Origin of the sequence: Citrobacter sp. wls615 (genome assembly GCF_005281355.1) — a bacterium.
In the GTDB taxonomy this organism is placed as follows: Bacteria; Pseudomonadota; Gammaproteobacteria; order Enterobacterales; family Enterobacteriaceae; genus Citrobacter; species Citrobacter werkmanii.
The window spans coordinates 1-26,913 of record NZ_SZXM01000082.1 but is presented as its reverse complement, the minus strand read 5'-3'; the positions used below and the strand labels follow the sequence as shown (position 1 = coordinate 26,913).

General features: G+C 52.1%; 24 protein-coding genes. 13 read left to right on the top strand and 11 right to left on the bottom strand.

The features are described from left to right. Positions 1-68 precede the first annotated feature (68 nt). Positions 69-284, top strand: a complete 216-nt coding sequence (locus tag FDX04_RS20165; protein ID WP_072014717.1) for a zinc ribbon domain-containing protein — start codon at positions 69-71, stop codon at positions 282-284. Here FDX04_RS20165 and xseA read toward each other — a convergent pair. Further along, complete coding sequence (xseA, locus tag FDX04_RS20160; protein ID WP_137371387.1) at positions 281-1,654, bottom strand: exodeoxyribonuclease VII large subunit; 1,374 nt, start codon at positions 1,652-1,654, stop codon at positions 281-283. The genes FDX04_RS20165 and xseA overlap by 4 nt on opposite strands. A gap of 160 nt (positions 1,655-1,814) precedes the next feature. On the opposite strand from xseA, the gene guaB reads away from it, so the two are divergent. Then, on the top strand, positions 1,815-3,281 hold the full coding sequence (gene guaB, locus FDX04_RS20155) for an IMP dehydrogenase (protein ID WP_061382184.1): 1,467 nt from the start codon (positions 1,815-1,817) through the stop codon (positions 3,279-3,281). Between the two features lie 69 nt (positions 3,282-3,350). Further along, the gene (gene guaA / locus FDX04_RS20150; protein ID WP_038642595.1) at positions 3,351-4,928 is read left to right on the top strand and encodes a glutamine-hydrolyzing GMP synthase; all 1,578 of its coding nucleotides are present in this window, start codon (positions 3,351-3,353) and stop codon (positions 4,926-4,928) included. 108 nt (positions 4,929-5,036) lie between these two features. Here guaA and mscS read toward each other — a convergent pair whose 3' ends face one another. Together mscS and FDX04_RS20140 are read right to left on the bottom strand one after the other, a co-directional pair. After that, positions 5,037-5,915 carry a small-conductance mechanosensitive channel MscS gene (mscS, locus tag FDX04_RS20145; protein WP_061382183.1) on the bottom strand — a complete coding sequence of 293 codons (879 nt, stop codon included), beginning with the start codon at positions 5,913-5,915 and terminating at the stop codon, positions 5,037-5,039. Positions 5,916-6,283: 368 nt separating this feature from the next. Continuing rightward, entirely contained in the window at positions 6,284-6,487 is a 204-nt protein-coding gene (locus FDX04_RS20140; RefSeq protein ID WP_032939486.1) for a YfgG family protein, read from the bottom strand. A 350-nt stretch (positions 6,488-6,837) separates the two neighbouring features. On the opposite strand from FDX04_RS20140, the gene FDX04_RS20135 reads away from it, so the two are divergent. Continuing rightward, positions 6,838-9,108: a sensor domain-containing phosphodiesterase gene (locus FDX04_RS20135; protein WP_137371386.1), complete on the top strand. Its 2,271-nt coding sequence runs from the start codon at positions 6,838-6,840 to the stop codon at positions 9,106-9,108. Here the strand turns inward: FDX04_RS20135 and ppx are convergent. The 4 genes from ppx to purM all read right to left on the bottom strand — a co-directional run bounded on the left by ppx (position 9,088) and on the right by purM (position 14,555). Next, the gene (gene ppx, locus FDX04_RS20130; RefSeq protein ID WP_137360582.1) at positions 9,088-10,629 is read right to left on the bottom strand and encodes an exopolyphosphatase; all 1,542 of its coding nucleotides are present in this window, start codon (positions 10,627-10,629) and stop codon (positions 9,088-9,090) included. The two genes, FDX04_RS20135 and ppx, sit on opposite strands and share 21 nt — an antisense overlap. A 4-nt stretch (positions 10,630-10,633) precedes the next feature. Then, positions 10,634-12,700: a polyphosphate kinase 1 gene (gene ppk1, locus FDX04_RS20125; RefSeq protein WP_042306859.1), complete on the bottom strand. Its 2,067-nt coding sequence runs from the start codon at positions 12,698-12,700 to the stop codon at positions 10,634-10,636. A 179-nt stretch (positions 12,701-12,879) separates the two neighbouring features. Then, on the bottom strand, positions 12,880-13,521 hold the full coding sequence (purN, locus tag FDX04_RS20120) for a phosphoribosylglycinamide formyltransferase (protein WP_137360583.1): 642 nt from the start codon (positions 13,519-13,521) through the stop codon (positions 12,880-12,882). Further along, positions 13,518-14,555 (bottom strand): phosphoribosylformylglycinamidine cyclo-ligase, encoded by a 1,038-nt coding sequence (purM, locus tag FDX04_RS20115; protein WP_061382236.1) that lies wholly within the window; start codon positions 14,553-14,555, stop codon positions 13,518-13,520. The genes purN and purM overlap by 4 nt, the downstream gene beginning before the upstream one ends. 522 nt (positions 14,556-15,077) lie before the next feature. Here purM and upp point away from each other — a divergent pair. From upp to FDX04_RS20095, 3 genes are all read left to right on the top strand, one after another. After that, complete coding sequence (gene upp, locus FDX04_RS20105; RefSeq protein ID WP_003835110.1) at positions 15,078-15,704, top strand: uracil phosphoribosyltransferase; 627 nt, start codon at positions 15,078-15,080, stop codon at positions 15,702-15,704. A 96-nt stretch (positions 15,705-15,800) separates the two neighbouring features. Then, complete coding sequence (gene uraA / locus FDX04_RS20100; protein ID WP_016157119.1) at positions 15,801-17,090, top strand: uracil permease; 1,290 nt, start codon at positions 15,801-15,803, stop codon at positions 17,088-17,090. A gap of 95 nt (positions 17,091-17,185) precedes the next feature. Beyond that, positions 17,186-17,887 (top strand): DnaA inactivator Hda, encoded by a 702-nt coding sequence (locus FDX04_RS20095; RefSeq protein ID WP_211924219.1) that lies wholly within the window; start codon positions 17,186-17,188, stop codon positions 17,885-17,887. A 35-nt stretch (positions 17,888-17,922) separates the two neighbouring features. Here the strand turns inward: FDX04_RS20095 and arsC are convergent, their stop codons facing one another. Further along, positions 17,923-18,282 (bottom strand): arsenate reductase (glutaredoxin), encoded by a 360-nt coding sequence (arsC, locus tag FDX04_RS20090; RefSeq protein WP_042306866.1) that lies wholly within the window; start codon positions 18,280-18,282, stop codon positions 17,923-17,925. A gap of 123 nt (positions 18,283-18,405) precedes the next feature. Next, positions 18,406-19,869 (bottom strand): beta-barrel assembly-enhancing protease, encoded by a 1,464-nt coding sequence (bepA, locus tag FDX04_RS20085; protein WP_137371385.1) that lies wholly within the window; start codon positions 19,867-19,869, stop codon positions 18,406-18,408. A gap of 226 nt (positions 19,870-20,095) precedes the next feature. On the opposite strand from bepA, the gene FDX04_RS20080 reads away from it, so the two are divergent. The 4 genes from FDX04_RS20080 to iadA all read left to right on the top strand — a co-directional run bounded on the left by FDX04_RS20080 (position 20,096) and on the right by iadA (position 23,623). After that, positions 20,096-21,160: an AI-2E family transporter gene (locus FDX04_RS20080; RefSeq protein ID WP_006683504.1), complete on the top strand. Its 1,065-nt coding sequence runs from the start codon at positions 20,096-20,098 to the stop codon at positions 21,158-21,160. A gap of 165 nt (positions 21,161-21,325) precedes the next feature. Next, positions 21,326-21,985 (top strand): nucleoside recognition domain-containing protein, encoded by a 660-nt coding sequence (locus FDX04_RS20075; RefSeq protein ID WP_061382181.1) that lies wholly within the window; start codon positions 21,326-21,328, stop codon positions 21,983-21,985. A gap of 1 nt (position 21,986) precedes the next feature. Then, the gene (locus FDX04_RS20070; protein WP_003037948.1) at positions 21,987-22,448 is read left to right on the top strand and encodes a YjiG family protein; all 462 of its coding nucleotides are present in this window, start codon (positions 21,987-21,989) and stop codon (positions 22,446-22,448) included. Between the two features lie 11 nt (positions 22,449-22,459). After that, a complete protein-coding gene (iadA, locus tag FDX04_RS20065) occupies positions 22,460-23,623 on the top strand; it encodes a beta-aspartyl-peptidase (RefSeq protein ID WP_137371384.1) in 1,164 nt (387 codons plus the stop codon). Positions 23,624-23,739: 116 nt separating this feature from the next. Here iadA and bcp read toward each other — a convergent pair whose 3' ends face one another. Both bcp and FDX04_RS20055 read right to left on the bottom strand, forming a co-directional pair. Beyond that, the gene (gene bcp, locus FDX04_RS20060; protein ID WP_038642568.1) at positions 23,740-24,210 is read right to left on the bottom strand and encodes a thioredoxin-dependent thiol peroxidase; all 471 of its coding nucleotides are present in this window, start codon (positions 24,208-24,210) and stop codon (positions 23,740-23,742) included. Then, the gene (locus FDX04_RS20055; RefSeq protein ID WP_038642566.1) at positions 24,210-24,782 is read right to left on the bottom strand and encodes a glycine cleavage system transcriptional repressor; all 573 of its coding nucleotides are present in this window, start codon (positions 24,780-24,782) and stop codon (positions 24,210-24,212) included. The genes bcp and FDX04_RS20055 overlap by 1 nt, the downstream gene beginning before the upstream one ends. Before the next feature lie 145 nt (positions 24,783-24,927). Here FDX04_RS20055 and dapA point away from each other — a divergent pair, with 145 nt between their 5' ends. Together dapA and bamC are read left to right on the top strand one after the other, a co-directional pair. Then, positions 24,928-25,806 (top strand): 4-hydroxy-tetrahydrodipicolinate synthase, encoded by an 879-nt coding sequence (gene dapA, locus FDX04_RS20050; RefSeq protein WP_016153972.1) that lies wholly within the window; start codon positions 24,928-24,930, stop codon positions 25,804-25,806. A gap of 16 nt (positions 25,807-25,822) precedes the next feature. Then, the gene (bamC, locus tag FDX04_RS20045) at positions 25,823-26,857 is read left to right on the top strand and encodes an outer membrane protein assembly factor BamC (protein ID WP_137371383.1); all 1,035 of its coding nucleotides are present in this window, start codon (positions 25,823-25,825) and stop codon (positions 26,855-26,857) included. Positions 26,858-26,913 lie beyond the last annotated feature (56 nt).

The following is a 26,913-nucleotide window of genomic DNA, read 5'->3' as shown; positions in this document are numbered from 1 at the left end:
GGCCTGGGCGACATTCAGCGTAGCGTGTTAAACTCAACACAAGAATGGAGCCCTGTACTGGAGTTGTTATGTCTATCATTTGCCCGGATTGCCACGCTGAACTGGAACCACAAAACGGTGCGGCGCACTGTGAGAGTTGTCAAAAAGATCTTCAACTGGAAGCACGTTGCCCAGAGTGCCATCAACCACTCGAAGTACTAAAGGCCTGTGGCGCGATAGATTATTTCTGTCAGCATGGCCATGGGCTTATTTCGAAAAAACGCGTGGAGTATGTGCCGGTTTAAACCGGCTTTTTCTTCCGCGTTTTTTTCGCCGCCGTTACGCCCCTAACTTCGCTTTCCACCCAGCCATCTGCTAGTCGGGTGGTGATGACATCGCCTGCGCTGACCTGTTTGATCTGTTTCAGTACGCCGCCGCCAGTGGTGGTAGAAACGCTATAGCCGCGCGCCAGGGTCGCCAGCGGACTGACCGCTTCGAGATGAGTAACCGCATTACCAAAACGTTCGCGCTGTTCGCTGAGGCGCGCGCGAATGGTTTCGGCCAGGCGATATTCCAGTTGCTGGATACGGGTTTGTGCGCGATAAATGCGTGGCTGCGGGTTTTGCTGATTGAGACGTTGCAGCATGCGTTGCTGACGCTGATTTGCCTGTTTAATCTTATTTTCAAGCGCAAATCCCATCCGCTGGCGCAACCGCTCCAGCGACGTTTGCTGACGGGCCAGACGCAGCTGCGGATGCTGCTGCTGCAGGCGATGGAACATCTGAGTAAAACGACGGCTACGGTTGGCGAGGTAGTAGTCCATCGCCATGCCCAAACGCTGCTGGGCGGACTGAATCTGGCGCAACAACTCCTGCTGGTTGCGGCTGACAATTTCTGCCGCTGCCGAAGGCGTCGGCGCACGCAGGTCGCCGACAAAATCAGCGATAGTGACGTCGGTTTCGTGGCCGACGGCGCTAACCACCGGAATGCGGCTGGCAAAGATTGCCCGCGCCACGCGTTCGTCGTTAAAACTCCATAAATCTTCCAGCGAGCCGCCGCCGCGCCCGACAATTAACACGTCGCACTCTCCGCGGGCGTTGGCCAGTTCAATCGCGCGCACGATCTGCCCAGGCGCGTCGTCGCCCTGTACCGCGGTAGGGTAGATAACTACCGGCAGCGACGGATCGCGGCGTTTTAGAACGTGGAGAATATCGTGCAGTGCCGCACCGGTTTTCGAGGTAATCACCCCGACACAGTGGGCCGGGGAGGGCAGAGGCTGCTTATATTGCTGATCGAACAATCCTTCCGCCTGCAGTTTGGCTTTCAACTGCTCATATTTTTGCTGCAATAGCCCTTCGCCCGCAGGCTGCATACTCTCGACGATAATCTGGTAGTCGCCGCGTGGCTCATACAGCGTGATGTTGGCGTGCACCAGCACCTGTTGCCCGTGCTGCGGGCGGAATGTTACCCGACGGTTGCTGTTGCGAAACATCGCGCAGCGTACCTGGGCGGTGTCATCTTTGAGCGTGAAATACCAGTGACCGGAGGACGGCTGAGTGAAATTCGAGATTTCACCGCTGATCCACACTTGTCCCATCTCCTGCTCAAGCAGCAAACGAACCGTCTGGTTCAGGCGGCTTACGGTAAAAATTGAGGTGGTCTGAGAGGATAACATGTGAGCGGGATCAAATTCTAAATCAGCAGGTTATTCAGTCGAAAGTAACATGCTCACAGAGGAGCGCAAGGTTTTTTTGCAAAAAAGTGTGGATGCAATCGGTTACGCTCTGTATAATGCCGCGGCAATATTTAATAACCTCCCAGGTGAGATATTGCCCATGCTACGTATCGCAAAAGAAGCCCTGACGTTTGACGACGTCCTCCTCGTTCCCGCTCATTCTACCGTTCTGCCGAATACTGCTGACCTCAGCACCCAGTTGACGAAAACCATTCGCCTGAACATTCCTATGCTCTCCGCAGCAATGGATACCGTGACGGAAGCGCGCCTGGCAATTGCCCTGGCACAGGAAGGCGGCATCGGTTTTATCCACAAGAACATGTCTATCGAGCGCCAGGCTGAAGAAGTTCGCCGCGTGAAAAAACACGAATCTGGCGTGGTAACTGACCCACAGACCGTACTGCCAACCACTACCCTGCGTGAAGTGAAAGAACTGACTGAACGTAACGGTTTTGCGGGCTACCCGGTAGTGACTGAAGACAACGAACTGGTTGGCATCGTCACTGGCCGTGACGTGCGCTTTGTGACTGACCTGAACCAGCCGGTTAGCGTATACATGACGCCAAAAGAGCGTCTGGTGACCGTGCGTGAAGGTGAAGCACGTGATGTCGTGCTGGCCAAAATGCACGAAAAGCGTGTAGAGAAAGCGCTGGTTGTTGATGACAGCTTCCATCTGCTCGGCATGATCACCGTTAAAGATTTCCAGAAAGCGGAACGTAAACCGAACTCATGTAAAGACGAGCATGGTCGTCTGCGCGTCGGTGCAGCTGTAGGCGCTGGTGCTGGTAACGAAGAACGTGTTGACGCGCTGGTTGCTGCGGGCGTTGACGTGCTGTTGATCGACTCCTCTCACGGTCACTCTGAAGGCGTGCTGCAACGTATCCGTGAAACCCGTGCTAAATATCCTGACCTGCAAATCATCGGCGGTAACGTCGCCACTGGCGCTGGCGCTCGCGCACTGGCGGAAGCCGGTTGCAGCGCGGTGAAAGTCGGTATCGGCCCTGGCTCCATCTGTACGACTCGTATCGTTACTGGCGTGGGCGTTCCGCAGATCACTGCCGTTTCTGACGCGGTTGAAGCGCTGGAAGGTACCGGTATTCCGGTTATCGCTGACGGCGGTATCCGTTTCTCCGGCGACATCGCCAAAGCGATTGCCGCTGGCGCCGCTGCCGTCATGGTTGGCTCGATGCTGGCCGGTACCGAAGAATCCCCGGGCGAAATCGAACTGTACCAGGGCCGCTCTTACAAATCTTACCGCGGTATGGGCTCTCTGGGTGCGATGTCCAAAGGTTCTTCCGACCGTTACTTCCAGAGCGACAACGCCGCTGACAAACTGGTGCCGGAAGGTATCGAAGGTCGCGTAGCGTATAAAGGCCGCCTGAAAGAGATCATTCACCAGCAGATGGGCGGCCTGCGCTCCTGTATGGGTCTGACCGGTTGTGGTACCATCGACCTGCTGCGTACGAAGGCTGAATTCGTGCGTATCAGCGGTGCGGGTATCCAGGAAAGCCACGTTCACGACGTGACCATTACCAAAGAGTCCCCGAACTACCGCTTGGGCTCCTGATAAGTTTCCGCGCCCGGTTTTAAACCGGGCGTTTTGTTATTGTTTCACTTGCCTCGGAATTATCGTCAAATGACAGACAATATTCATAAACATCGCATTCTCATCCTCGATTTCGGATCGCAGTACACCCAACTGGTTGCACGTCGCGTACGTGAACTGGGCGTCTACTGTGAACTGTGGGCATGGGATGTTACTGAAGCACAAATCCGTGAGTTCAACCCGAGCGGCATCATCCTCTCCGGTGGCCCGGAAAGCACCACCGAAGCAAACAGCCCGCGCGCGCCTGAGTACGTCTTCAACGCCGGTGTGCCGGTCTTCGGCGTCTGCTACGGTATGCAGACCATGGCAATGCAGCTGGGTGGCCACGTTGAAGGTTCTAACGAGCGTGAATTCGGCTACGCCCAGGTTGAAGTGCAGACCGACAGCGCACTGATTCGCGGTATCGAAGATTCTCTGACCGCCGACGGCAAACCGCTGCTGGACGTATGGATGAGCCACGGCGACAAAGTGACCGCGATCCCGGAAGGCTTCGTTACCGTTGCCAGCACCGAGACCTGCCCGTTCGCCATTATGGCGCACGAAGAAAAACGCTTCTACGGCGTGCAGTTCCACCCGGAAGTGACCCACACCCGTCAGGGCATGCGCATGCTGGAGCGCTTCGTACGCGATATTTGCCAGTGTGAAGCCCTGTGGACTCCGGCGAAAATCATCGACGATGCCGTTGTCCGTATTCGCGAGCAGGTTGGCGACGACAAAGTGATCCTCGGCCTTTCCGGCGGCGTGGATTCTTCCGTCACCGCGATGCTGCTGCACCGCGCAATCGGTAAAAACCTGACCTGCGTGTTCGTGGACAACGGTCTGCTGCGTTTGAACGAAGCCCAGCAGGTGATGGACATGTTCGGCGACCACTTTGGTCTGAACATTGTTCACGTGGAAGGCGAATCGCGCTTCCTGGAAGCGCTGAAAGGCGAGAACGATCCGGAAGCCAAACGTAAGATCATCGGCCGTGTGTTCGTTGAAGTGTTCGACGAAGAAGCGCTGAAGCTGGAAGATGTGAAGTGGCTGGCGCAGGGGACTATCTATCCTGACGTAATCGAATCTGCCGCTTCCGCGACCGGTAAAGCACATGTCATCAAATCTCACCACAACGTGGGCGGCCTGCCGAAAGAGATGAAGATGGGGCTGGTTGAGCCGCTGCGTGAGCTGTTCAAAGACGAAGTGCGCAAAATCGGTCTGGAATTGGGCCTGCCGTACGACATGCTCTACCGTCACCCGTTCCCGGGCCCGGGTCTCGGTGTTCGTGTGCTGGGTGAAGTGAAGAAAGAGTACTGCGACCTGCTGCGTCGTGCGGACGCTATCTTCATTGAAGAGCTGCACAAAGCTGACCTGTACAACAAAGTGAGCCAGGCGTTTACCGTGTTCCTGCCGGTACGTTCCGTTGGCGTGATGGGCGATGGCCGTAAATATGACTGGGTTGTCTCTCTGCGCGCGGTCGAAACCATCGACTTTATGACCGCACACTGGGCGCATCTGCCGTATGACTTCTTAGGCCGCGTCTCTAACCGTATCATCAACGAAGTGAACGGCATTTCCCGCGTGGTGTATGACATCAGCGGTAAGCCACCGGCTACCATTGAGTGGGAATAATATCCCTCTCTGTAAGCGGTTTCTGAATTCGTAATATCAAAAAACCCTCTGTTTATAGAGGGTTTTTTATTGCTCTCATTTCAGAAGGAAATTCTGATGGATGATGTTCTAATCAACCAGTTGAAGCTGAGGTTGAGAGTGGGATGCCACGTTCTCCACGCGAATATCCATCTGCGGATACGGCAGGTCAATATGATTAGCATCCAGGGCCTCTTTAATGTTTTCCAGCAAATCGTAATAGGTGTTCCAGTACTCAATATTAGGCACCCACACGCGGACGTAAAAATTGAGCGCAGAGGCACCTAACTCACCCAGACGAACGGTTACCCCTCGTTGCTTATCGATGCGACTGTCCTGCTCGATGATATGGTTAATCACGCGCTTAACATCTGCGATCCGACTCTGATAACCCACGCCAATCACAAGATCGATACGACGAAAAGGGTGGCGGGAATAGTTAATAATATTATCTGCAATGATCTTGCCGTTTGGGATCACCACTTCTTTGCTGTCAGCGGTGAGTAGGGTGGTAGAGAAAATGTGCACCTTTTCAACTGTCCCGGTGACTGCGCCAATCTGCACGATTTCTCCGGCGCGGAAAGGTCGCAGGGAAACCAACAGTACACCAGCGGCGAAGTTGGAGAGCGATCCTTGTAGCGCGAGACCAATAGCCAGTCCGGCGGCGCCAATGACGGCAATAATGGAGGATGTTTCAATACCGACTCTCCCCAACGCAGCGACCACGAAAAAGGCGATCGTGATGTAACGTACCAGGGCGGTGAAGAACTGAATGATGGTCCGGTCAACTTTACGTTTTAACAGCAACTTTTCCAGTCCACGGGAGAGTAGTCGAGAGATAAGTTTACCGATAAAAAGTAAAATCACGGCAGCAACGATATTCCAGCCGAATTGCATAACGGCATCGCTGTGCCCGGCGATCCACTCAATTCCGTTTCTTATTTTCGGGAATAATGAAAAACCATTCATAGTATTGCTCTGTAGTATTTAAAAATGTTAACAGTTCAAATAAGGTCTTAATTTCATACGAAATATTAATGTTATCGCCAGTGATATTTCCTGGTGATATTAATTAAAGACTATTTGAACTGACTTTATCTTTTTTATGTCCAGTAAACGGGAGCGTAAGAAATTAGCGCGAATGGTGCGGTGAAGCCGGATTAAAAGATTGTGTATTTGTGCGAAAAGCAGGGGATGATTATCTGTATTTTCAATGTGTGTCGAGGGCAAGATGATGAGTAGTGCCGTCACTCAAATCCCTTACCGGATGGTTAATTGTCAGGCGATTAGCCATCCGGTAAGGAATCTTAATGCTGGGGGATTACAGGCAAGCGCGATCAACGTACGTCGGTTTGCGTTGGCGATGTCTGTTGCGGCTGGGTTAACTGCTGAGATTCTTTTTTGTCCTGGTGGTGATGCCACGCACCAATGGCGGAGTAGACGAAGCGTCCGAAGAAGAAGAGAAAGCTGATAAGCAGTACGATCCGGATCATGCGACTGTTAAATCGGTGTCGTTTGCGTAGGCTGGTAACCTGGCTCACAAAAGGTTCCTTGTTGTGTACCCGACGAGGGGCGATACTTACATTAAGGCATACTGTGAGGGAATGGTCAATTCTTCGTTATGTAAAATTGCTTCAGTTGTTTTATCCTCTTATGTTATGAAAATTAATATTATTATTTACATGAATAATGAATTAACGATAAAAAACAATGAAAAGAGTAATAATTGATTAATGAGGGGTGTTTTTTTTGATATGTATCAAACGCCACCCTTTGCTAATAACTAAAATTGATGAGCCCTTATGATGTATTTTACTTTATCGTTTTAAAGTCAGGTGGGATGCCTGTCTGAATACCCCCTACAGGATGTGTGGGATTCTACTGAGCATCTATGAAACTCAATAAAAAATATATTGGTATTAGAGATAGATGGTGGGCGTTACCTCTCATCTTACCTTCTTTACTGTTGCCTATATTGAGCACCGCCAACACCTATGCCCATATTAGTACAGGGACCGTAGTACTTTTCTATCTGCCATTGGCGCTGATGATTAGTCTGATGCTTTTTTTTGGCTGGGCGGCATTGCCAGGAATTATCATTTCCATTATCTGGTATAAATATCCGCAGGTTGGCCTATTTGAAACACTCTCAATAATTTCGCACTTTATAGTTACGCTAGTGCTTAGCTGGGGCGGGTATAAGGTATTTACTCCCCGACGCAATAATGTTTCGCACGGCGATTCTCACTTGATGTTTCAGCGAATGTTCTGGCAGGTGTTCTGCCCGGCAACGCTGTTTCTGATTCTTTTTCAGTTTGCCGCCTTTGTGGGCGTCTATGAGAGCAAATCAGGCATGTTGGGCGTAATGCCCTTCAATACTGGTACGTTGATCAATTATCAGGCCATGCTGGTGGGGAATCTTGTTGGGGTTCCACTGTGCTATCTTATTATTCGAGCGATACGTAATCCTTTGCACCTTAGAGGCTATTTTTCTCAGTTAAAGCAGCAGTTTGACAGCAAAGTCACCAAGACAGAGCTTGCAGTCTGGTCGATTATATTAATGGCACTGATGTCTATGTTATGCATGCCGTTAAATGAACAAAGCTCAATATTTAGCACGAATTACACCTTGTCGCTGTTACTGCCCGTTATGCTTTGGGGCGCAATGCGTTACGGGTACAGGTTTATTTCGTTGGTATGGTCAGTCGTACTTATTACTGCAATTCATTACTATCAGCGCTATATGCCCTGGTATTCGGGCTATGACACCCAGCTTGCCATTACCTCATCGAGCTATCTGGTTTTCTCCTTTATAGTGAATTTTATTGCCGTACTGGCAACGCGACAGCGGTTCGTTACCCGACGGAACCATCGTCTGGCATACTTTGATCCGATGGTACATATTCCTAACTTGCGCGCGTTGAATCGGGATTTGAAAAAAGCGCCCTGGTCAGTGCTTTGTTTTTTGCGGGTTCCCGGCATGGAACTGCTGGTGAAAAATTACGGCATTATGCTGCGTATCCAGTACAAGCAAAAACTCGCTCAGTGGATAACACCTCTGTTAGAACTGGATGAGCATGTCTATCAATTATCGGGCAATGATCTCGTTTTACGTTTTAACACAGAGGCTCATCAGGAACGTATTGAAGCACTGGACAGGCATATTAAGCAATTCCGCTTTATCTGGGATGGCATGCCTTTACAGCCGCAGGTAGGTATCAGCTTTTGCTATGTTCGTGCTCCGGTTAACCACATTTATTTGTTGCTCGGTGAGTTAAGCACCATTGCTGAGATCTCCCTGGCGACCAATTCTCCAGAAAATATGCAGCGTCGCGGCGTGATGCACTTACAACGTGACCTGAAAGATAAGGTTGCGATGATGAACCGTCTGCAGCAGGCACTGGAGCACAATCGTTTTTTCCTGATGGCGCAGCCGATCGCTGGTGTACGTGGTGATGTCTATCACGAAATTCTGCTGCGACTTCATGGGGATGACGGTGAAATTATCGCTCCGGATAATTTCTTGCCAGTAGCGCACGAGTTTGGCTTGTCATCCAGCATCGACATGTGGGTGATTGAAAATACGCTGAAATTTATGGCGCAGAATCGGGAACAAATGCCTGCCCGACGGTTTGCTATTAACTTATCACCTACATCGGTATGCCGCGCCCGGCTTCCGCATGACATCAATCAGTTACTGATGAAATACAAAGTTGAAGCCTGGCAACTCATCTTTGAGGTGACGGAAAGCAATGCCTTAACCAATGCGGACCAGGCGCAGGCGACGTTACTACAGCTGCAAGCTTTGGGTTGTCAGATTGCGATTGATGATTTTGGGACAGGATATGCCAGCTATGCGCGACTGAAAAATGTGAATGCCGATATCCTGAAAATTGACGGCAGTTTTATTCGTAATATCGTTTCGAACAGCCTCGATTACCAAATCGTGGCCTCCATTTGTCATCTGGCGCGGATGAAAAGAATGCTGGTGGTTGCGGAGTACGTCGAAAGCGAAGAAATACGCAGTGCAGTGGTTTCGCTGGGGATTGATTACTTGCAGGGGTATTTGATTGGCAAACCGCAGGCGCTTCATGAAACTCTGGAGGTGCAGGTGCCAGACGAGCCGGCACCTGTTGAGAGCTTATGCGGCGAGATCGGGTGAGCTTTCTTCTTCAATTTTGAGACGCCAGCCGGTTACTGCGTCCCAGTATTGCTGCTCTTTTTCCAGATCGAGCAGGACCAGCGCATTTTGGCTGAACCAGTCATGCGGGAAGCGTAAGGTCCAGTGGTTGTCTTCGGTTAACAGGGTCAGAGTCGGCGGCGTAGTTGTCGCCTGACGCTGATTATTCAGCAATACCCCCAGACGCAACAGCTGGATTAACGGCAGAAACTGTTTTTTCTTAAACAGCGTAAAGCGGGGTAAATCATCAAGTTTCACCGCTTTACGATGGTAACGAACTAGTGTTGCCATCATCAGCTGTTGTTCCTGATTAAATCCAGGTAAATCGCTATTTTGTAGAATGTAAGCAGAATGGCGATGCAGACCGCTGTGGTTGATGTTCAGCCCAACCTCATGCAGCATCGCAGCCCAGCGCAGTAATGCTTCCAACTGCGGATTGGCCAGTTTTGGTTGCTGGTTATGCCACTGGTCATACATCTGCATGGTGGTTTCCAGCACACGGCGGGCTTGCTCACTGTCGATGTTGTACTGATTCGCCAGGCTGCTGGCGGTGCGGCTGCGTACATCCTGATGGCGAAAACGGCCTTCCATCTCATACAGCACGCCTTCACGTAGCGCGCCATCGGACAGTCGAAGTTCGCGAATAGCCAGCGCATCAAAAACGCCACACAAAATAGCTAGCCCAGGTACAAACACCGCTTTTCGTTCTTCTGACAGTCCCGGCAAACTGAGCGCATCGAATGACGTGTGCTTCAGCACTTCAGCGGTCAGTTTTTCCAGACGTTCGGGGGTGATAAAACCATCTTTTTCACCCATCTCCAGCAGCACCTCGTGTGCCGCTTTAATGGTCCCCGACGCGCCCAGCGCAACGTTCCAGCCCTGAATGCGAAACTGCCAGGTTAGCGTTTCAAGTTTCTGCGCTGCCGCCATGCGGGCGCGCTGGAAGTTTTCCCGACTAATGGCACCACCCGGGAAATACATCTGAGCAAAACTAACGCAGCCCATACGGCGGCTTTCAACCAGTTTGGGTTCGAAATCTTCGCCGATCACCAGTTCCGTTGAGCCGCCGCCGATATCGATAACCAGCTTGCGGCCTTTTTCCGGCTGGGTGTGTTCAACGCCCATAAAAATCAGTCGGGCTTCTTCGTTACCGGAAATAATCTCAATCGGGTAGGGGATGACTTTTTCTGCGCGCTTGAGAAAATCGGTCGCATTCAGCGCCTGACGTAGAGTATGGGTTCCCACGATACATACGCTCGATGGGGGAAAGCCTTGCAGTCGTTCGGCGAAAAGTGACAAACAGCTTAATCCGCGCTCCATTGCTTCTTCGCTCAGCTTGTTGTCTGCGCCGAGCCCATCCGCCAGATGTACGCGTTGTTTCAGTCGTCCGATAATTTGCATTGCACCATCAACCACGCGGGCAATGACCATATGAAAACTGTTTGAACCCAGGTCGACCGCAGCAAATTCCTGCGGTCGCGGTGACTTGTCGTGTATTGGCATATCGTTAGTCAGGTTGCTCGAGTGATTTGATGTAGTCGTAAATCGCCAATTGTGACTGAACCTTACGGCGGTTTCCACGTGGCACGTAGCGATTACTCAGTTCTTTATCGATGAAGCGAGCCTTCACCGTATCGCTAAACAGGATATCAATGATATCCAGCACGCGTTGCTTGAGGCGCGGGTCAAGTAGCGGGGTAGCGACTTCGATACGATAGTCGATATTTCTTGTCATCCAGTCAGCCGAGGAGAGATACACCTGCTTATCGCCGCCGTTCTCAAAAATATAGACCCGGTCATGTTCGAGGTAGCGGTCAACAATGCTGATAACGCGAATATTGTCGCTGATGCCTTCCAGGTTCGGGATCAGAGAACACATACCGCGAATCAATAAATTGACCGGCACGCCCGAGCCTGAGGCCGCATAGAGACGATCCACCAGACCTTTATCGACCAGGTTATTCAGTTTTAACGTAATACCTGAAGGTAACCCTTGCTGTGCGTTGGCGATCTCTTTGTCGATCATGGCGTACAGCAGGCGACGTGAGTTCTGCGGAGAAACCAGCAGATAATCAAACGTGACCGGACGATATGGGTTTTCAATGAAGTTGAATACCCGACGAACTTCGTTGGTAATGCGCGAATCGGCAGTAAGCAATGAGTAGTCGGTATACAGTCGCGCCGTTTTTTCGTTGAAGTTCCCGGTCCCGATATGCGCATAGCGCACGACTTCATCGCCTTCTTTACGTGAGATAAGGAACAGCTTGGCGTGAATTTTCAGACCGGGAGCGGAGAAGATGACGTGCACGCCCGCTTCGGTAAGACGTTTGGCCCAATGAATGTTGGCTTCTTCATCGAAGCGTGCCTGCAGTTCCACGACGACAGTGACTTTCTTACTGTTATGCGCGGCATGGATCATCGCGTCGATGATGCGCGAGTCTTTTGCCACACGGTAGATGTTGATTTTTATCGCCAGCACGCTTGGGTCGAAAGAGGCCTGACGCAGCAGTTCCAGCACATGCTCAAAGGTATGATACGGATAATAAAGCAGTACATCACGCTCGCGGATTGCATCAAATCCGTTACGGAATTTCTCGTTATCGAACCAGATATGACGCAGACGGGGCAGCGGTTTATTCACCAGGTTAGCTTTGCCAACGTTGGGGAAGTTAATAAAGTCTTTGAAGTTATGGTAACGCCCGCCAGGAACGATGGAGTCGTAGCGAGAAATGGTCAGTTTTTCACGCAGCACCTCGACCAGCGCATTAGGCATATCTCGCTGATAAACAAAGCGCACAGGTTCGGCGGTCAGACGCTGTTTCAGGCTGGATGACATCAGCTCCATCAGGCTGGATTCCATCTCGTGCACTAAATCGTATTCGGCGTCGCGGGTCATTTTCATCGAATAGGCGTTCAGCGCATCGTAATCAAAGAACCCTTTGAAAATATCGTCAAGGCAATAACGTAAAATGTTGTCCAACAGGATCATCGGTTTACGACGGCGCGGGGTCTCCGGCGGCAAATTCACAAAACGGGGAACCTTGTCAGAAGGGATTTCCAGTAGCGCGTAGCGGATCGTATCACCACGGATAATCTCCACCGCCAGATAGGTATAGTCATCTTTCAGAAACTGGACTAAATCCGTCTCGCGGTTAATCAGGATCGGCGTAATGTGCTGGCGAAGATACTGCTTGAAGTAATGGCGTAACCAGCTCTGCTGATTCACCGACAATTGGCGTTCGTTGATTAAGAAAATCTGGTTGCGCGCCATCTCCAGCAGTAATTCGTTGTACAGGCCATCAAATTCCTGATCGGCTTTTAATACGCGGGCCTGGATTTTGCCGAGTAAATGGCGGGAGTGAGAGTTTGAACCCTGTTCTTCGCTAATGATGATTCGGCGCTTCAGTTCGGCAAAACGAACCTTGTAAAACTCGTCGAGGTTATTGGAATAGATGCCTAAAAAACGCATCCGTTCGATCAACGGGTTTGATTTATCAGCAGCTTCCTGGAGTACACGTTCGTTGAACGCTAACCAGCTGAGTTCTTTCTCGATATATAGCTTTTCCTGACCCATTACCACTTTTACTCCGTTTCATTCACGGGACACTACCGATTTATTATGGCGAGCATTGCTCTCAGATGTCCAACTGTGCCAGAAAAATATGACAATAAACTGTCTGATAGCAAAGAGAAAGAGGGGAAGAAGAGTAGGCCCGATAAGCGAAGCGCTCTCAGGCCTACCGGAGGATGTGATTATTCGTCGGCGGCATAACCTTGTGGTGGCAGGCGATTACCGTCCAGCCACGCGGCGTTATCGCGCATTTTCAGTCGGCCGTCTGTAAACCAGCTAATCACCAGCGGGTAAATATCATGTTCCTGCGCCTGAACCCGGGCAGTGACATCATCTTCGCTGTCGCCTTCAAATACCGGTACTGTCGCCTGGAGAATAACCGGTCCGCCGTCCAGTTCATCCGTTACGAAATGGACTGAGGTTCCATGCTGTTCATCGCCGTTTTCCAGTACCTGACGGTGCGTATGCAGGCCGGGATACTTTGGCAACAACGAAGGGTGGATATTCAACAATCGTTCAGAATAGTGAGCGACAAACGCTGGGCTGAGGATGCGCATATAACCGGCCAACACCACGACATCGGGGCCGTAGGCGTCAATCTCTTGTATCAGTTGGCGGTCAAATGCTTCGCGGCTGGCAAACTGAGCGGCTTCCAGCGAATGTGCCGGAATATTCGCTTCTCGTGCACGTTCAAGGCCGAACGCATCGGCCTTGTTACTGAATACTGCACGTATGGTGCCATTGATTTTTTTCTGTTCGCAGGCGTTGATGATCGCCTGCAAATTGCTTCCGTTACCGGAAATGAGCACCACAATGTTTTTCATTCAATGACCACACGCTGTTCGGAATCAGAGGCTTTGATAATACCGATTTTCCATGCGTTTTCACCTTTCTCATTGAGCAAAGCGAGGGCGTTGTCCACTTCCGAAGCTGGCAGGGCGATGACCATGCCAACGCCGCAGTTAAAGGTGCGATACATCTCGTGCTGGCTGACGTTACCCGCCGTTTGCAGCCAGTTAAAGACGGCTGGCCACTGCCATGAGGATTCGTCGATCACTGCCTGCGTGTTGTCTGGCAGGACGCGCGGAATATTTTCCCAGAAGCCGCCGCCGGTCAGGTGAGCAATGGCATGCACATCCACCTTCTCGATCAGTTCCAGAATGGATTTAACGTAAATGCGTGTCGGGGCCAGCAAGTGATCGGCCAGCGGTTTACCGTCAAGCTCAGTGGTTTCCGGATTGCAACCGCTGACTTCAACGATTTTACGCACCAGGGAATAGCCGTTGGAGTGTGGACCACTGGAGCCGAGCGCAATCAGCACGTCGCCGTCAGCCACTTTTGAACCGTCGATAATCTCGGATTTTTCGACGACGCCAACACAGAAGCCAGCCACGTCGTAATCTTCACCGTGGTACATTCCCGGCATTTCAGCCGTTTCACCGCCCACCAGCGCACAGCCTGACTGCAGACAGCCTTCGGCAATACCATTAATGACGCTGGCTGCGGTATCCACATCCAGTTTGCCTGTCGCATAGTAGTCGAGGAAAAACAGCGGCTCAGCGCCCTGAACCACGAGGTCGTTGACGCACATTGCGACCAGATCGATACCAATAGTGTCGTGACGTTTCAGGTCCATCGCCAGACGCAGTTTTGTGCCAACGCCATCCGTGCCGGAAACCAGCACCGGTTCACGATATTTTTGCGGCAATGCGCACAGCGCACCGAAGCCACCCAGACCACCCATCACTTCCGGGCGACGCGTTTTCTTTACTACGCCTTTGATTCGATCAACCAGAGCATTACCTGCATCAATATCAACACCGGCATCTTTGTAGCTAAGAGAGGTTTTATCGGTCACTGCCTGCTTCCCCACATGTTTACTTGCAGTAAAAGTTAAATTCGGCGCAATTCTAACAGGGAAAGCAAACGTTTGCGAGCGTGCTCTGCATCAAGTTTTATCTGCTGATTTTTTCAGCATTTTACAGTCATTTATCTATTTGTTTGAATCACGCCACGAAAATGAAACCGGTTTCTTTTTTCTGTTACGGACCTCACGGAGAGTGTTTTGCACAGAGCAAGCTGCGGGCTTATCTTCATCGATAAAAATAATGACGGTAGTGGGACATTAGCACGCTCGCCTAAGAAATCTTTTTCATGGTATCAAAACATCATCCGGAGTAATGATGAATATCTTTAAAATTCATGGTATTGAATGCAGATCCCGCCATTAGCGCGGGCCTTGTTTTATACTCATCATCCAGACGCAAACGACTTTGGTTGATCCATATCAAGCGGATGCAGTGTTGCGCCAGAGACGAAAAGCGGTATAATCCGGCGATTTTTTTTGTGGTTGCCACTCGTCTGAGGAAAGGAGAAGAGTATGAAGATCGTGGAAGTCAAACACCCACTCGTCAAACACAAGCTGGGACTGATGCGTGAAAACGATATCAGCACTAAACGCTTTCGTGAACTCGCCTCGGAAGTTGGCAGCCTGCTGACTTATGAAGCAACCGCAGGCCTGGAAACCGAAAAGGTGACCATTGAAGGCTGGAACGGTCCGGTTGAAGTAGACCAAATCAAAGGTAAAAAAATCACCGTTGTGCCAATCCTGCGTGCCGGTCTGGGTATGATGGAAGGTGTACTGGAAAACGTTCCGAGCGCGCGTATCAGCGTTGTCGGTATGTACCGTAACGAAGAAACGCTGGAGCCGGTTCCGTATTTCCAGAAGCTGGTTTCTAACATCGATGAGCGTATGGCGCTGATCGTTGACCCGATGCTGGCCACCGGCGGTTCCGTTATCGCCACTATTGACCTGCTGAAAAATGCAGGCTGCACCAGCATCAAAGTGTTGGTGCTGGTTGCGGCGCCGGAAGGTATCGCGGCGCTGGAAAAAGCGCACCCGGATGTTGAGCTGTACACGGCCTCCATCGATCAGGGACTGAACGAGCACGGATACATTATTCCGGGGCTTGGCGATGCCGGCGATAAGATTTTTGGTACCAAGTAAACGAATAAGTGAAAAGAAGCCGACTTTAAGAGTCGGCTTTTTTTTGAATACAACAACCTAATCGCTAATAACAAACAATACTCAGAGGAAAACACTATGACGCGCCGTGCTATCGGGGTAAGTGAAAGACCGCCGCTTTTACAGACAATCCCGCTTAGTTTACAGCACCTGTTCGCTATGTTTGGCGCAACGGTACTGGTGCCAGTCCTGTTCCACATCAACCCGGCTACCGTTCTGCTGTTTAACGGCATTGGTACGTTGCTGTATCTCTTTATCTGTAAGGGTAAAATCCCCGCGTACCTCGGTTCCAGCTTTGCGTTTATTTCTCCGGTACTGCTGCTGCTGCCGTTAGGTTATGAAGTGGCGCTGGGCGGTTTCATTATGTGCGGCGTCCTGTTCTGCCTGGTTTCTTTTATCGTTAAGAAAGCCGGCACCGGCTGGCTGGATGTGATGTTCCCTCCAGCGGCGATGGGCGCAATCGTTGCCGTCATCGGCCTGGAACTGGCGGGCGTCGCTGCAGGCATGGCGGGGTTACTGCCTGCCGAAGGGCAATTACCGGATTCGAAAACCATCATCATCTCGATGGTGACGCTGGCGGTGACGGTCTTTGGCTCCGTACTGTTCCGCGGTTTTATGGCAATTATCCCGATCCTGATTGGGGTGCTGGCCGGTTATGCACTTTCTTTTGTGATGGGCGTCGTGGACACTACGCCGATTGCCCAGGCACACTGGTTTGCGCTGCCGACTTTCTACACGCCGCGTTTTGAATGGGTTGCCATTCTGACCATCCTGCCTGCTGCGCTGGTGGTGATTGCTGAACACGTCGGACACCTGGTGGTGACGGCAAATATCGTGAAAAAAGATTTGATCCGCGATCCTGGTCTGCATCGTTCCATGTTCGCCAACGGTCTGTCTACGGTGATCTCCGGTTTCTTCGGCTCTACGCCGAACACCACGTATGGCGAAAACATCGGCGTCATGGCGATTACCCGCGTATACAGTACCTGGGTTATTGGCGGCGCCGCGATTTTTGCCATCCTGCTCTCCTGTGTGGGCAAACTGGCGGCGGCGATCCAGATCATCCCACTGCCGGTCATGGGCGGCGTATCGCTGTTACTGTACGGCGTGATTGGCGCTTCCGGTATTCGCGTACTGATCGAATCAAAAGTTGACTACAACAAAGCTCAGAACCTGATCCTGACCTCGGTCATTTTGATCATTGGTGTGAGTGGGGCGAAAGTTCATATCGGTGCCGCAGAGCTGAAAGGTATGGCGCTGGCGACCATTGTCGGCGTCTGCCTGAGCCTGATTTTCAAAGTCATCAGCCTGCTGCGTCCGGAAGAAGTGGTGCTCGACGCAGAAGATGCAGACAGCCCGCAACAGTAAGTCTCTGACCGGGCAGCGTCGCTGCCCGGTTCTATCGCGACGTATTTCTGTGTTAAACTCAACGCGATTTTATGAAATCCTGGGTTGAGGTATCTCTGAACACACCGGCACAGCTCTCTCTGCCACTTTATCTTCCTGACGACGAAACGTTTGCAAGTTTCTGGCCGGGGGATAACTCCTCTTTACTGGCTGCACTGCAAAACGTGCTGCGTCAGGAACATAGCGGGTATATTTATCTCTGGTCGCGTGAAGGCGCTGGCCGTAGTCATTTGCTGCATGCAGCCTGTGCGGAACTGTCTGCGCGCGGCGACGCGGTAGGCTATGTGCCGCTCGATAAGCGCACCTGGTTTGTTCCCGAGGTGCTCGACGGTATGGAGCATTTATCGCTGGTATGCATCGATAACATTGAATGTGTGGCCGGTGATTCGCTGTGGGAAATGGCGATCTTTGATCTCTACAACCGTATTCTGGAGTCGGGAAAAACGCGATTGCTGATCACCGGCGATCGCCCACCCAGGCAGCTCAATCTGGGGTTACCGGATCTCGCTTCGCGCCTGGACTGGGGACAAATCTACAAGCTGCAGCCGCTTTCTGATGAAGATAAGCTGCAGGCGTTACAATTACGCGCCAGACTTCGTGGGTTTGAACTGCCGGAAGATGTGGGACGTTTCCTGCTTAAACGTTTGGATCGGGAAATGCGTACGCTGTTTATGACGTTGGATCAGCTTGATCACGCATCGATCACCGCCCAGCGTAAGCTGACCATTCCGTTCGTAAAAGAGATTTTGAAACTGTAAACGCCGCAGCCGAAAAGACTGCGGCTGGCTTCAGCTTAACCGACGATTTCCAGTACCTGCTCCGGCGGACGTCCAATCCGCGCCTGGCCTTTGGCCACCACAATTGGGCGCTCCATCAGTTTCGGGTTGTCTACCATGGCCTGAATCAGCGCATCTTCACTCAAATTTTTGTCCGCCAGGTTAAGCGACTTGTAGAGATCTTCTTTCTGGCGCATCAGTTCACGCGCGCTGGACATCCCCAACATCTGCAGCAGTTCGCGCAGGGTTGCGGCGTCAGCCGGAGTGTCCAGATACAGTACCACTTCCGGGTCCACGCCGTTGGACTTCAGTAATTCCAGCGTTTCGCGGCTCTTGGAACAACGTGGGTTATGGTAGATTTTAATCGCGTCTGACATGACTTCTCCTTGCATAACAATACTGCCGGATGGCGGCCAAAAGGCCTTATCCGGCCTACATATCGCGTCTGACGTAGGCCGGATAAGACGCTACAGCGTCGCCATCCGGCAAGGGTTCGATAATTACATTTTCGTATACGGTTTAAAGCGTTCTTGCAGTTGGCGCAACTGGTCGATACGGGCGTCGTATATGGCCTGCTGCTGGCTTCCCAGTTTAACCTGCGAACTTGCGCTGCTGAGCATCGAAATCGCCTGGTCAAGACGTCCTGCAAGGGCATACCCTTCCGCGCGAGCCGCCAGTTCCTGATCGCGGTTACCGAGACCGGCCTCCGTTTGCGCTAACAAATCCCAGCCGTTAGGGTCATCCTTGTGGTTAAACGTATAACGATTCAGGATATTGGCTGCTTCTTTGGCTTGTCCGCCCTGTAAATACGCATTTGCCAGATTGAGCTGCAGTACCGGGTTGACTCGCAGGTCTCGAGCATTTTTAAGGCGATTAATCGCGTCGCCGGTTTTCTTCTGTCCGAGATCGATATCCGTTGCCAGGTCGAGATACCAGGCATTGTTAGGGTCAGCCGTCAGCAATGGTTGCAGCGCTTTACGCGCCTCGTCGTATTTACTGGCTTCCATCGCCTGGAGTGCGCGGCCATACTGCGCCGCACGTTGCTCGCGTATGTTGCCTTTCGACCAGTTACTCAGTAAGTCATCGGTCAACTGATTGCGGCCAGAGTTATACATGCCTAAGGTACGCGCCTTGGCCAGATAAAAATCTTCTGAAGACTGGACGACGACCGGGCGCATCTGGTTGGCGCGGTTACGCGCATCTGCCAGACGGCTTTCTGGCAGGGGGTGGGTCAGCAAAATTTCCGGTGGACGCGAAGAGTAACGGGCCTGATCGAGCAGTTTTTCCAGGAACGTCGGCATGGCCTGGGGATCGAAACCCGAGCGTTGCAGTACCTGAATACCGATGCGATCCGCTTCCTGTTCGTTTTGCTGCGTAAAGCTGATCATTCCCTGGCGCGTACCCGCCAGCGTACCGGTCAGCGCCGCCATACCCGCCTGGGGGCTGGCCATCGCTAATAAAATGGAGCCTAACGCACCGACCCACGTTAGCGGGGCGCTGCGTTTCTGATCTTCCATCGCACGCGCCAGGTGACGCTGCGTGACGTGGGAAATTTCGTGCGCCATAACCGATGCCAGCTGGCTTTCGTTATCGGAATAGCGGAACAGGGCGGAGTGCAAAACAACGTTGCCGCCAAAGAAAGCAAAGGCGTTGATTTCATCGTTGTTGATTAAAAAGAAGGTGAAAGGCGTTTTTACCGAGTCGGCGTGTGCAACTAAACGCATCCCCAGACTATTAATATATTGGGTCAGCAGCGGATCGTTAATTAACGGCGCGCTGCCTCGCAGCTGGCGTACGTAAAAATCGCCCATCTGCATTTCCTGTCCTATGGAAAGGGTACTCCCTGCCGAGGTTCCCATATCAGGCAGGGTGTCCGCGGGGTCAGCAAATGCGGGCGCAACCTGACCGATGGTCAGTGCGGCAATGAGGGTAGCAACCAGGTTTTTTTTCAACTGCCTGAACATAACCTCTGTCCTGTATTCTTTTTTGAGATAGCCATTTGACCAATGCCGTGAAGTATCGTTCACACTCCGCAAGCTTAGGAAGTTTAACTGTGAAACCTGACGATGAACACCCAGGAAAAATGTCTTTTCACTTTGCGTAATCAGCCATAAAAAGCGAAGTCTTTTTTGTGACATTTCGATACAATTCGGGATCGCAGTCCCGCTATTGGGTTCATGGAAGGGTTTTATGCTCGAAATGTTGATGCAATGGTATCGCCGCCGCTTTAGCGACCCCGAGGCCATCGCCCTGCTAATTATTCTGGTTGCCGGTTTTGGCATCCTGTTCTTCTTTAGCGGTCTTTTGGCGCCGCTGCTGGTCGCCATTGTGCTGGCGTACCTGCTTGAATGGCCGACGGTACGGCTGGAACATATCGGCTGTTCACGGCGTTGGGCGACATCAATCGTGCTGGTGGTTTTTGTCGGCATTTTGCTGCTGATGGCGTTTGTCGTGATGCCCGTCGCGTGGCAGCAGGGGATTTACCTGATCCGCGATATGCCCGGTATGCTCAATAAATTATCTGATTTTGCCGCCACTTTACCACGACGTTATCCGGCGCTGATGGATGCGGGCATTATTGATGCGATGGCGGAGAATATGCGCTCGCGAATGCTCACCATGGGGGATTCGGTGGTGAAATATTCGTTAGCCTCCCTGGTCGGATTACTCACGCTGGCGGTTTATCTGGTGCTTGTCCCGTTGATGGTGTTCTTCCTGATCAAAGATAAAGGCCAGATGCTGAACGCCGTGCGCCGGGTGCTACCGCGTAATCGCGGGCTGGCGGGACAGGTATGGAAAGAGATGAACCAGCAAATCACCAACTATATCCGCGGTAAAGTGTTGGAAATGGTGGTGGTTGGCGTGGCGACCTGGCTCGGCTTCCTGCTGTTTGGCCTTAACTATTCTCTGCTATTGGCGGTGCTGGTGGGGTTCTCGGTTTTGATCCCATATATCGGCGCTTTTGTGGTGACGATCCCGGTCGTCGGGGTGGCGTTGTTCCAGTTCGGGCTTGGCACCGAATTCTGGAGCTGCTTTGCCGTGTACCTGATAATCCAGGCGCTGGACGGTAATCTGCTGGTCCCCGTCCTGTTCTCCGAGGCCGTTAACCTGCACCCGCTGGTGATTATTCTGTCGGTCGTGATTTTTGGCGGGCTATGGGGGTTCTGGGGCGTATTCTTTGCGATTCCTCTGGCGACGCTCATCAAAGCCGTCATGCATGCCTGGCCTGACGGTCAGGCTGTTGACGAACCCTAATCTGCAAACTCCGGCGATGCAATGTCGCCGGAACTGAACTTGTCTGACCTCTATCCACACATTCTGAATAATCTCCTCTGGTGTCGTTTTTCTCCGCATTTGTCTTTAACTTGACCAACGTGATGTCTTTTCGTCACGCAAGGATAAGGCCAACAGGAGAACAAAATGGGTCACAACACACACACGCAGCAAAAGGTGGGATGGGGCGGTTATCTCGCTTTTTTAATTACAATAATTCTTTTTTCCGGCATGTTTGCGAAAAGTACCGAATGGTGGCGGGTTTTTGACTTCACCGTCCTCAACGGTGCGTTTGGGAAAGTTAATGCGGCAGGCGATACGGCGATCTCTTTTCGCGGTACGGGTGGTATGGGCGCTAAAGATGGCTTTTTATTCGCACTGGAGCTGGCACCTTCCGTCATTCTTTCTCTGGGGATTATTTCCGTCACCGAAGGGTTAGGTGGATTGCGCGCCGCACAACAGTTGATGACGCCTGTCCTGCGCCCGTTACTCGGCATTCCAGGTGTTTGTTCGCTGGCGCTGATCGCGAATTTGCAAAATACCGATGCCGCGGCCGGGATGACGAAAGAGATGGCTGAAGAGGGCATTATCACTGAACAGGAACGGGCCATTTTTGCCTGCTGGCAAACCAGTGGCAGCGCCTGTATTACCAACTATTTTTCCTCGGGAGCCGCGCTGTTTACGATGGTTACCGTTCCGGTGATTACGCCGCTGGCGGTGATCCTCGTGTTCAAATTTGTGGGGGCTAACCTGCTGCGCTTATGGATTACGCAGTTGGAAAATCGCCGTACGCAGCAGGAGGCATGAGATGACAACTCAGGTACGTAAAAACGTCATGGATATGTTTATCGATGGCGCACGGCGCGGGTTTACCATAGCAACAACCAGCCTGTTGCCGAACGTGGTGATGGCGTTTGTGATTATTCAGGCGCTGAAAGTGACGGGGCTGCTCGAGATTGTCGGGCGGGTATGTGAGCCGGTTATGGCGCTATGGGGGCTGCCGGGCGAATCTGCCACCGTTCTGCTGGCGGCGGTAATGAGTATGGGAGGCGGCGTCGGTGTTTGCGCCAGCCTGGTTGTTGCCGGTACGCTTTCGGGACATGATGCTACGGTATTGTTACCCGCTATCTACCTGATGGGTAACCCGGTGCAAAATGTGGGACGTTGTCTGGGGACAGCGGGGGTCCATCCTCGTTACTATCCGCTTATTATTGCGGTGTGCGTCATTAATGCACTGCTCTCTATTTGGGTCATGCAGGTTATTGCCTGACAAGGAAGGTTATGAACTGTTCAATTCTTGATTTGACGTTGTTCCAGCAGGGACATGTGTACGCGCCGGAAGATTTAGGCCGACAGGATATACTGGTATCCGGCAGCAAGATTGTTGCCATCGCGCCGTCGATCTCCCCGGAAGACTTTCCTGGCTGCGAGTGTGTCAATCTTGACGGCGCGATTGTCTGCCCTGGGTTTATCGATCAGCACGTCCATTTGATTGGCGGCGGCGGAGAAGCGGGGCCGCACACCCGCACGCCGGAAGTGCGTTTGTCACGGCTGGTTGAAGCAGGGGTCACTTCGGTGGTGGGATTACTGGGCACAGATGGTATTACCCGTCATCCGGAGTCGCTGCTGGCGAAAACTCGCGCGCTGGAGTTTGAAGGTATCAGCGCCTGGATGCTGACCGGGGCGTACTCTCTGCCTTCCCCGACTATCACCGGCAGCATCGATCGCGACGTGGCGCTGATCGATAAAGTGATTGGCGTGAAGTGTGCGATTTCGGACCATCGTTCTTCAGCACCAGATACTCAGGCACTAGCGAACATGGCGGCGCAGTCGCGTGTCGGTGGATTACTGGGGCGTAAACCGGGAATCAGCGTTTTCCATATGGGCGACAGCCCGCGCATGCTGGAACCGTTGTATCAGATCCTTGAAAACTGCGACGTGCCGATAACTAAACTGTTACCGACACACGTTAATCGTGCGGAACCCTTGTTCCAGGCGGCACTAGAGTATGCCCGCCAGGGCGGTTATATCGACATTACCAGCAGCATTGATGAGCCTGTTGATCCGGCCACGGCTATTGCCACGGCGCTGCGCCAAAATGTGCCGCTGTCGCGCATTACCTTAAGCTCGGACGGCAACGGTAGCCAGCCGGAATTTGATGAGTCAGGTAATCTCACCGGGATTGGCGTCGCGGGGTTTGAATCCCTGGCGGAAACGGTGCGTCAGTTGGTGAAGGTGCATGCTGTGCCGTTGGAACAGGCGCTGTGTCCGCTGACGCGTACGGTGGCAGAGTTTTTAGGACTGGAGCATAAAGGGCGTCTGGCGGTGGGATGCGATGCGGACATTCTGGTACTCAACGACGCGCTGGAGGTGAATCACCTGTGGGCGAAGGGAAAAACCGTAGTCAGAGCGAAAAAAGCCTGCGTCAAAGGGACGTTTGAATAACCGAGGTTGATGCCGGATGGCGGCGTAAACGCCTTATCCGGCCTACGGGTTTGTGCGGATCGAAGCCTGATAACACGCGTAGCGTCGCCATCAGGCTTTTTTCTGCAAAACGTGAATCAGGCGTTCTCTTTCAGCCAGTTCATTACCACGTCGTGGTGATTGCTGGTTTTGAAGTTATCAAACACATGCTCGATTTTCCCTTCAGCATCAATCAGGAAGCTGATGCGGTGGATGCCATCGTAGGTTTTGCCCATAAATGACTTCTCACCCCAGACGCCGAACTGCTCGCAAACCTGATGATCTTCGTCGGACAAGAGCGTGAAGTTAAGAACTTCTTTCTCAGCGAATCGGGAAAGTTTTTCCGGTTTATCGGTGCTGATTCCCAGCACTTCAACACCTGCTTTTTTTAACTCATCCATGTTATCGCGCAGGCCGCAGGCCTGTACGGTACAGCCGGGTGTCATGGCTTTCGGGTAAAAATAAACCAGAACACGCTGTCCCTGGAAGTCGGTTAAATTAACTTGTTCTCCGTCTTGATCCGGCAAGCTAAATTTCGGTGCGATATCACCGGCTTTCAGTGGGTTCATTACTTAACTCCATCCTGTTCATCATGCTGTGAGTAATTGACGACGTTAATACTGCCTTGCGCATTGAGTTCTGTACAGAGTGCTTTAAACGCATCTTCAATATTTGCCGCGTCATGTGACGCAGGACTATGTGCGGTAATTTGAATAAACAGCTGTGCCGTCTTTCCATTCTCAGCCGGTTGCGTGCGTGAAACCAGTTCCGCAATATTCATTTGGTGGCTGTCAAACAGGGCGGTAAAGCGTTCAATCAAATGTGGAGAATCGGGGACATCGACCTGTACCCATACCGTGGCGGGCATCGCTGGGCGGGGACGCGCAGTCGTGCGCTTCATGACAATCAATAAATCCAGCTCAGCGCCTTTCAACGGCAAGGTTGATTCAATCAGGGTGATGGCATTCCAGGTGCCTGACAGCAGCATGATAAATGTGAATTCATCGCCCAGCATCGCCAGTCGGCTGTCTTCGATATTACAGCCGCAACTGCTGACATGACGCGTGATGGTGTTCACAATTCCTGGGCGGTCGGCACCCAGCGCAGTAATGACCAGATAGTGTTGCGATGACGATGTCAAACCTGTTCTTCCTTTGAGCGGTGAGGTAATCATAAGGAAAGCATAAAAAAAACATGCATACAACAATCAGAACGGCTCTGGTCGCTTGCTTTTATTGTCGTACCAAACGTACCATTGAGACACTTGTTTGCACAGAGGATGGCCCATGTTCACGGGAAGTATTGTCGCGCTTGTTACGCCGATGGATGAGAAAGGTAAAGTCTGCCGGTCGAGCCTGAAAAAACTGATTGATTATCATGTCGCCAGCGGCACCTCGGCGATCGTTTCGGTTGGCACCACCGGTGAGTCTGCCACCCTGAGTCATGATGAACATGGCGATGTGGTGATGATGACGCTGGAGCTGGCCGACGGGCGTATTCCGGTTATTGCCGGAACCGGCGCCAATGCGACCGCAGAAGCCATTAGTCTGACGCAGCGTTTCAACGATAGCGGTGTTGTCGGCTGCCTGACGGTGACGCCGTACTACAACCGCCCAACCCAGGAAGGTTTGTTCCAGCATTTCAAAGCCATCGCTGAACATACTGACCTGCCGCAAATTCTGTATAATGTGCCGTCCCGTACTGGCTGCGATATGCTGCCAGAAACCGTTGGCCGCCTGGCGAAAGTAAAAAATATTATCGCTATTAAAGAGGCCACGGGGAACTTAAGTCGCGTTCACCAGATCAAAGAGCTGGTTTCAGACGACTTCATTCTGCTCAGCGGTGATGACGCGACCGGACTGGATTTTATGCAGCTCGGTGGTCATGGCGTGATTTCCGTAACGTCTAACGTTGCGGCGCGTGACATGGCTGAAATGTGCAAACTGGCGGCAGCGGGGAATTTTGCCGAGGCGCGGGTGATTAACCAGCGTCTGATGCCGTTACACAACAAACTATTTGTCGAACCCAATCCTATCCCAGTGAAATGGGCATGTAAGGAGTTGGGACTTGTGGCGACCGATACGCTGCGTCTGCCGATGACGCCAATCACGGACAATGCTCGTGAAATCGTCAAGGCGGCGCTTAAGCATGCCGGTTTGCTGTAAAGTTTAGGGAGATTTGATGGCTTACTCAGTACAAAAGTCGCGCCTGGCCAAGGTTGCGGGTGTTTCGCTTGTTATGTTGCTCGCGGCCTGTAGTTCTGACTCGCGCTATAAGCGCCAGGTGAGCGGTGATGAATCCTATCTGGAGGCCGCACCGCTTGCTGAGCTTCATGCGCCAGCTGGGATGATTCTGCCGGTTATGTCGGGTGACTATAATATCCCGGTAACCAACGGTAGTGGTGCCGTGGGTAAAGCGCTGGACATTCGCCCACCGGCTCAGCCGTTAGCGTTAGTCACTGGCGCTCGTACCCAGATCGCGGGTGATACGTCGACATTGCTGGTGGAAAATGGTCGTGGCAACACGCTGTGGCCACAGGTCGTTAGCGTCATTCAGTCTAAAAACTACACGATCGCTAAGTGTGATGATGCCAGCCAGACGTTGACCACCGACTGGGTTGACTGGAACCGTCTGGATGAAGACGAGCAGTACCGTGGACGTTATCAAATCTCGGTTAAACCGCAGGGCTATCAGCAAGCGGTAACGGTGAAACTGACGAACCTTGAGCAGGCGGGTAAACCCGTAGCCGATGCGGCATCAATGCAGCGTTACAGCGCTGAGATGATGAACGTTATCTCTGCCGGTCTGGATAAGAACGCCACCGATGCGGCGAATGCCGCGCAGAACCGCTCTGCAGCCACCATGGACGTTCAGAGCGCCGCCGATGACACCGGTTTACCAATGCTGGTGGTGCGTGGACCGTTCAACGTGGTTTGGCAACGTCTGCCGGCAGCGCTTGAGAAAGTGGGCATGAAAGTGACCGACAGTACCCGTTCTCAGGGCAGCATCGCTGTGACCTACAAACCGCTGTCTGATAGCAGCTGGCAGGAACTGGGCGCAAGCGATCCAGGTTTAGTGTCAGGCGACTATAAACTGCAGGTCGGTGATTTAGATAACCGCAGTAGTATGCAGTTTATCGATCCGAAGGGACATACCCTGACGCAAAGCCAGAACGACGCGCTGGTCGCCGTCTTCCAGGCAGCGTTCAGTAAGTAAAAATGAAGGGCTGGATAACTCCAGCCCTTTTTTTGTGCACAGAAAACCCCCAGCTA

Bases quoted from the DNA above. Each gene is read 5' to 3' on its own strand.
- guaA (WP_038642595.1), top strand. From the start codon at position 3,351: ATGACAGACAATATTCATAAACATCGCATTCTCATCCTCGATTTCGGA.
- guaB (WP_061382184.1), top strand. From the start codon at position 1,815: ATGCTACGTATCGCAAAAGAAGCCCTGACGTTTGACGACGTCCTCCTC.
- xseA (WP_137371387.1), bottom strand. From the start codon at position 1,654: ATGTTATCCTCTCAGACCACCTCAATTTTTACCGTAAGCCGCCTGAAC.
- bepA (WP_137371385.1), bottom strand. From the start codon at position 19,869: ATGTTCAGGCAGTTGAAAAAAAACCTGGTTGCTACCCTCATTGCCGCA.
- bamC (WP_137371383.1), top strand. From the start codon at position 25,823: ATGGCTTACTCAGTACAAAAGTCGCGCCTGGCCAAGGTTGCGGGTGTT.
- FDX04_RS20075 (WP_061382181.1), top strand. From the start codon at position 21,326: ATGGGTCACAACACACACACGCAGCAAAAGGTGGGATGGGGCGGTTAT.
- bcp (WP_038642568.1), bottom strand. From the start codon at position 24,210: ATGAACCCACTGAAAGCCGGTGATATCGCACCGAAATTTAGCTTGCCG.
- mscS (WP_061382183.1), bottom strand. From the start codon at position 5,915: ATGAATGGTTTTTCATTATTCCCGAAAATAAGAAACGGAATTGAGTGG.
- FDX04_RS20080 (WP_006683504.1), top strand. From the start codon at position 20,096: ATGCTCGAAATGTTGATGCAATGGTATCGCCGCCGCTTTAGCGACCCC.
- purN (WP_137360583.1), bottom strand. From the start codon at position 13,521: ATGAAAAACATTGTGGTGCTCATTTCCGGTAACGGAAGCAATTTGCAG.
- FDX04_RS20135 (WP_137371386.1), top strand. From the start codon at position 6,838: ATGAAACTCAATAAAAAATATATTGGTATTAGAGATAGATGGTGGGCG.
- ppx (WP_137360582.1), bottom strand. From the start codon at position 10,629: ATGCCAATACACGACAAGTCACCGCGACCGCAGGAATTTGCTGCGGTC.
- iadA (WP_137371384.1), top strand. From the start codon at position 22,460: ATGAACTGTTCAATTCTTGATTTGACGTTGTTCCAGCAGGGACATGTG.
- upp (WP_003835110.1), top strand. From the start codon at position 15,078: ATGAAGATCGTGGAAGTCAAACACCCACTCGTCAAACACAAGCTGGGA.
- dapA (WP_016153972.1), top strand. From the start codon at position 24,928: ATGTTCACGGGAAGTATTGTCGCGCTTGTTACGCCGATGGATGAGAAA.
- FDX04_RS20070 (WP_003037948.1), top strand. From the start codon at position 21,987: ATGACAACTCAGGTACGTAAAAACGTCATGGATATGTTTATCGATGGC.
- arsC (WP_042306866.1), bottom strand. From the start codon at position 18,282: ATGTCAGACGCGATTAAAATCTACCATAACCCACGTTGTTCCAAGAGC.
- ppk1 (WP_042306859.1), bottom strand. From the start codon at position 12,700: ATGGGTCAGGAAAAGCTATATATCGAGAAAGAACTCAGCTGGTTAGCG.
- uraA (WP_016157119.1), top strand. From the start codon at position 15,801: ATGACGCGCCGTGCTATCGGGGTAAGTGAAAGACCGCCGCTTTTACAG.
- FDX04_RS20165 (WP_072014717.1), top strand. From the start codon at position 69: ATGTCTATCATTTGCCCGGATTGCCACGCTGAACTGGAACCACAAAAC.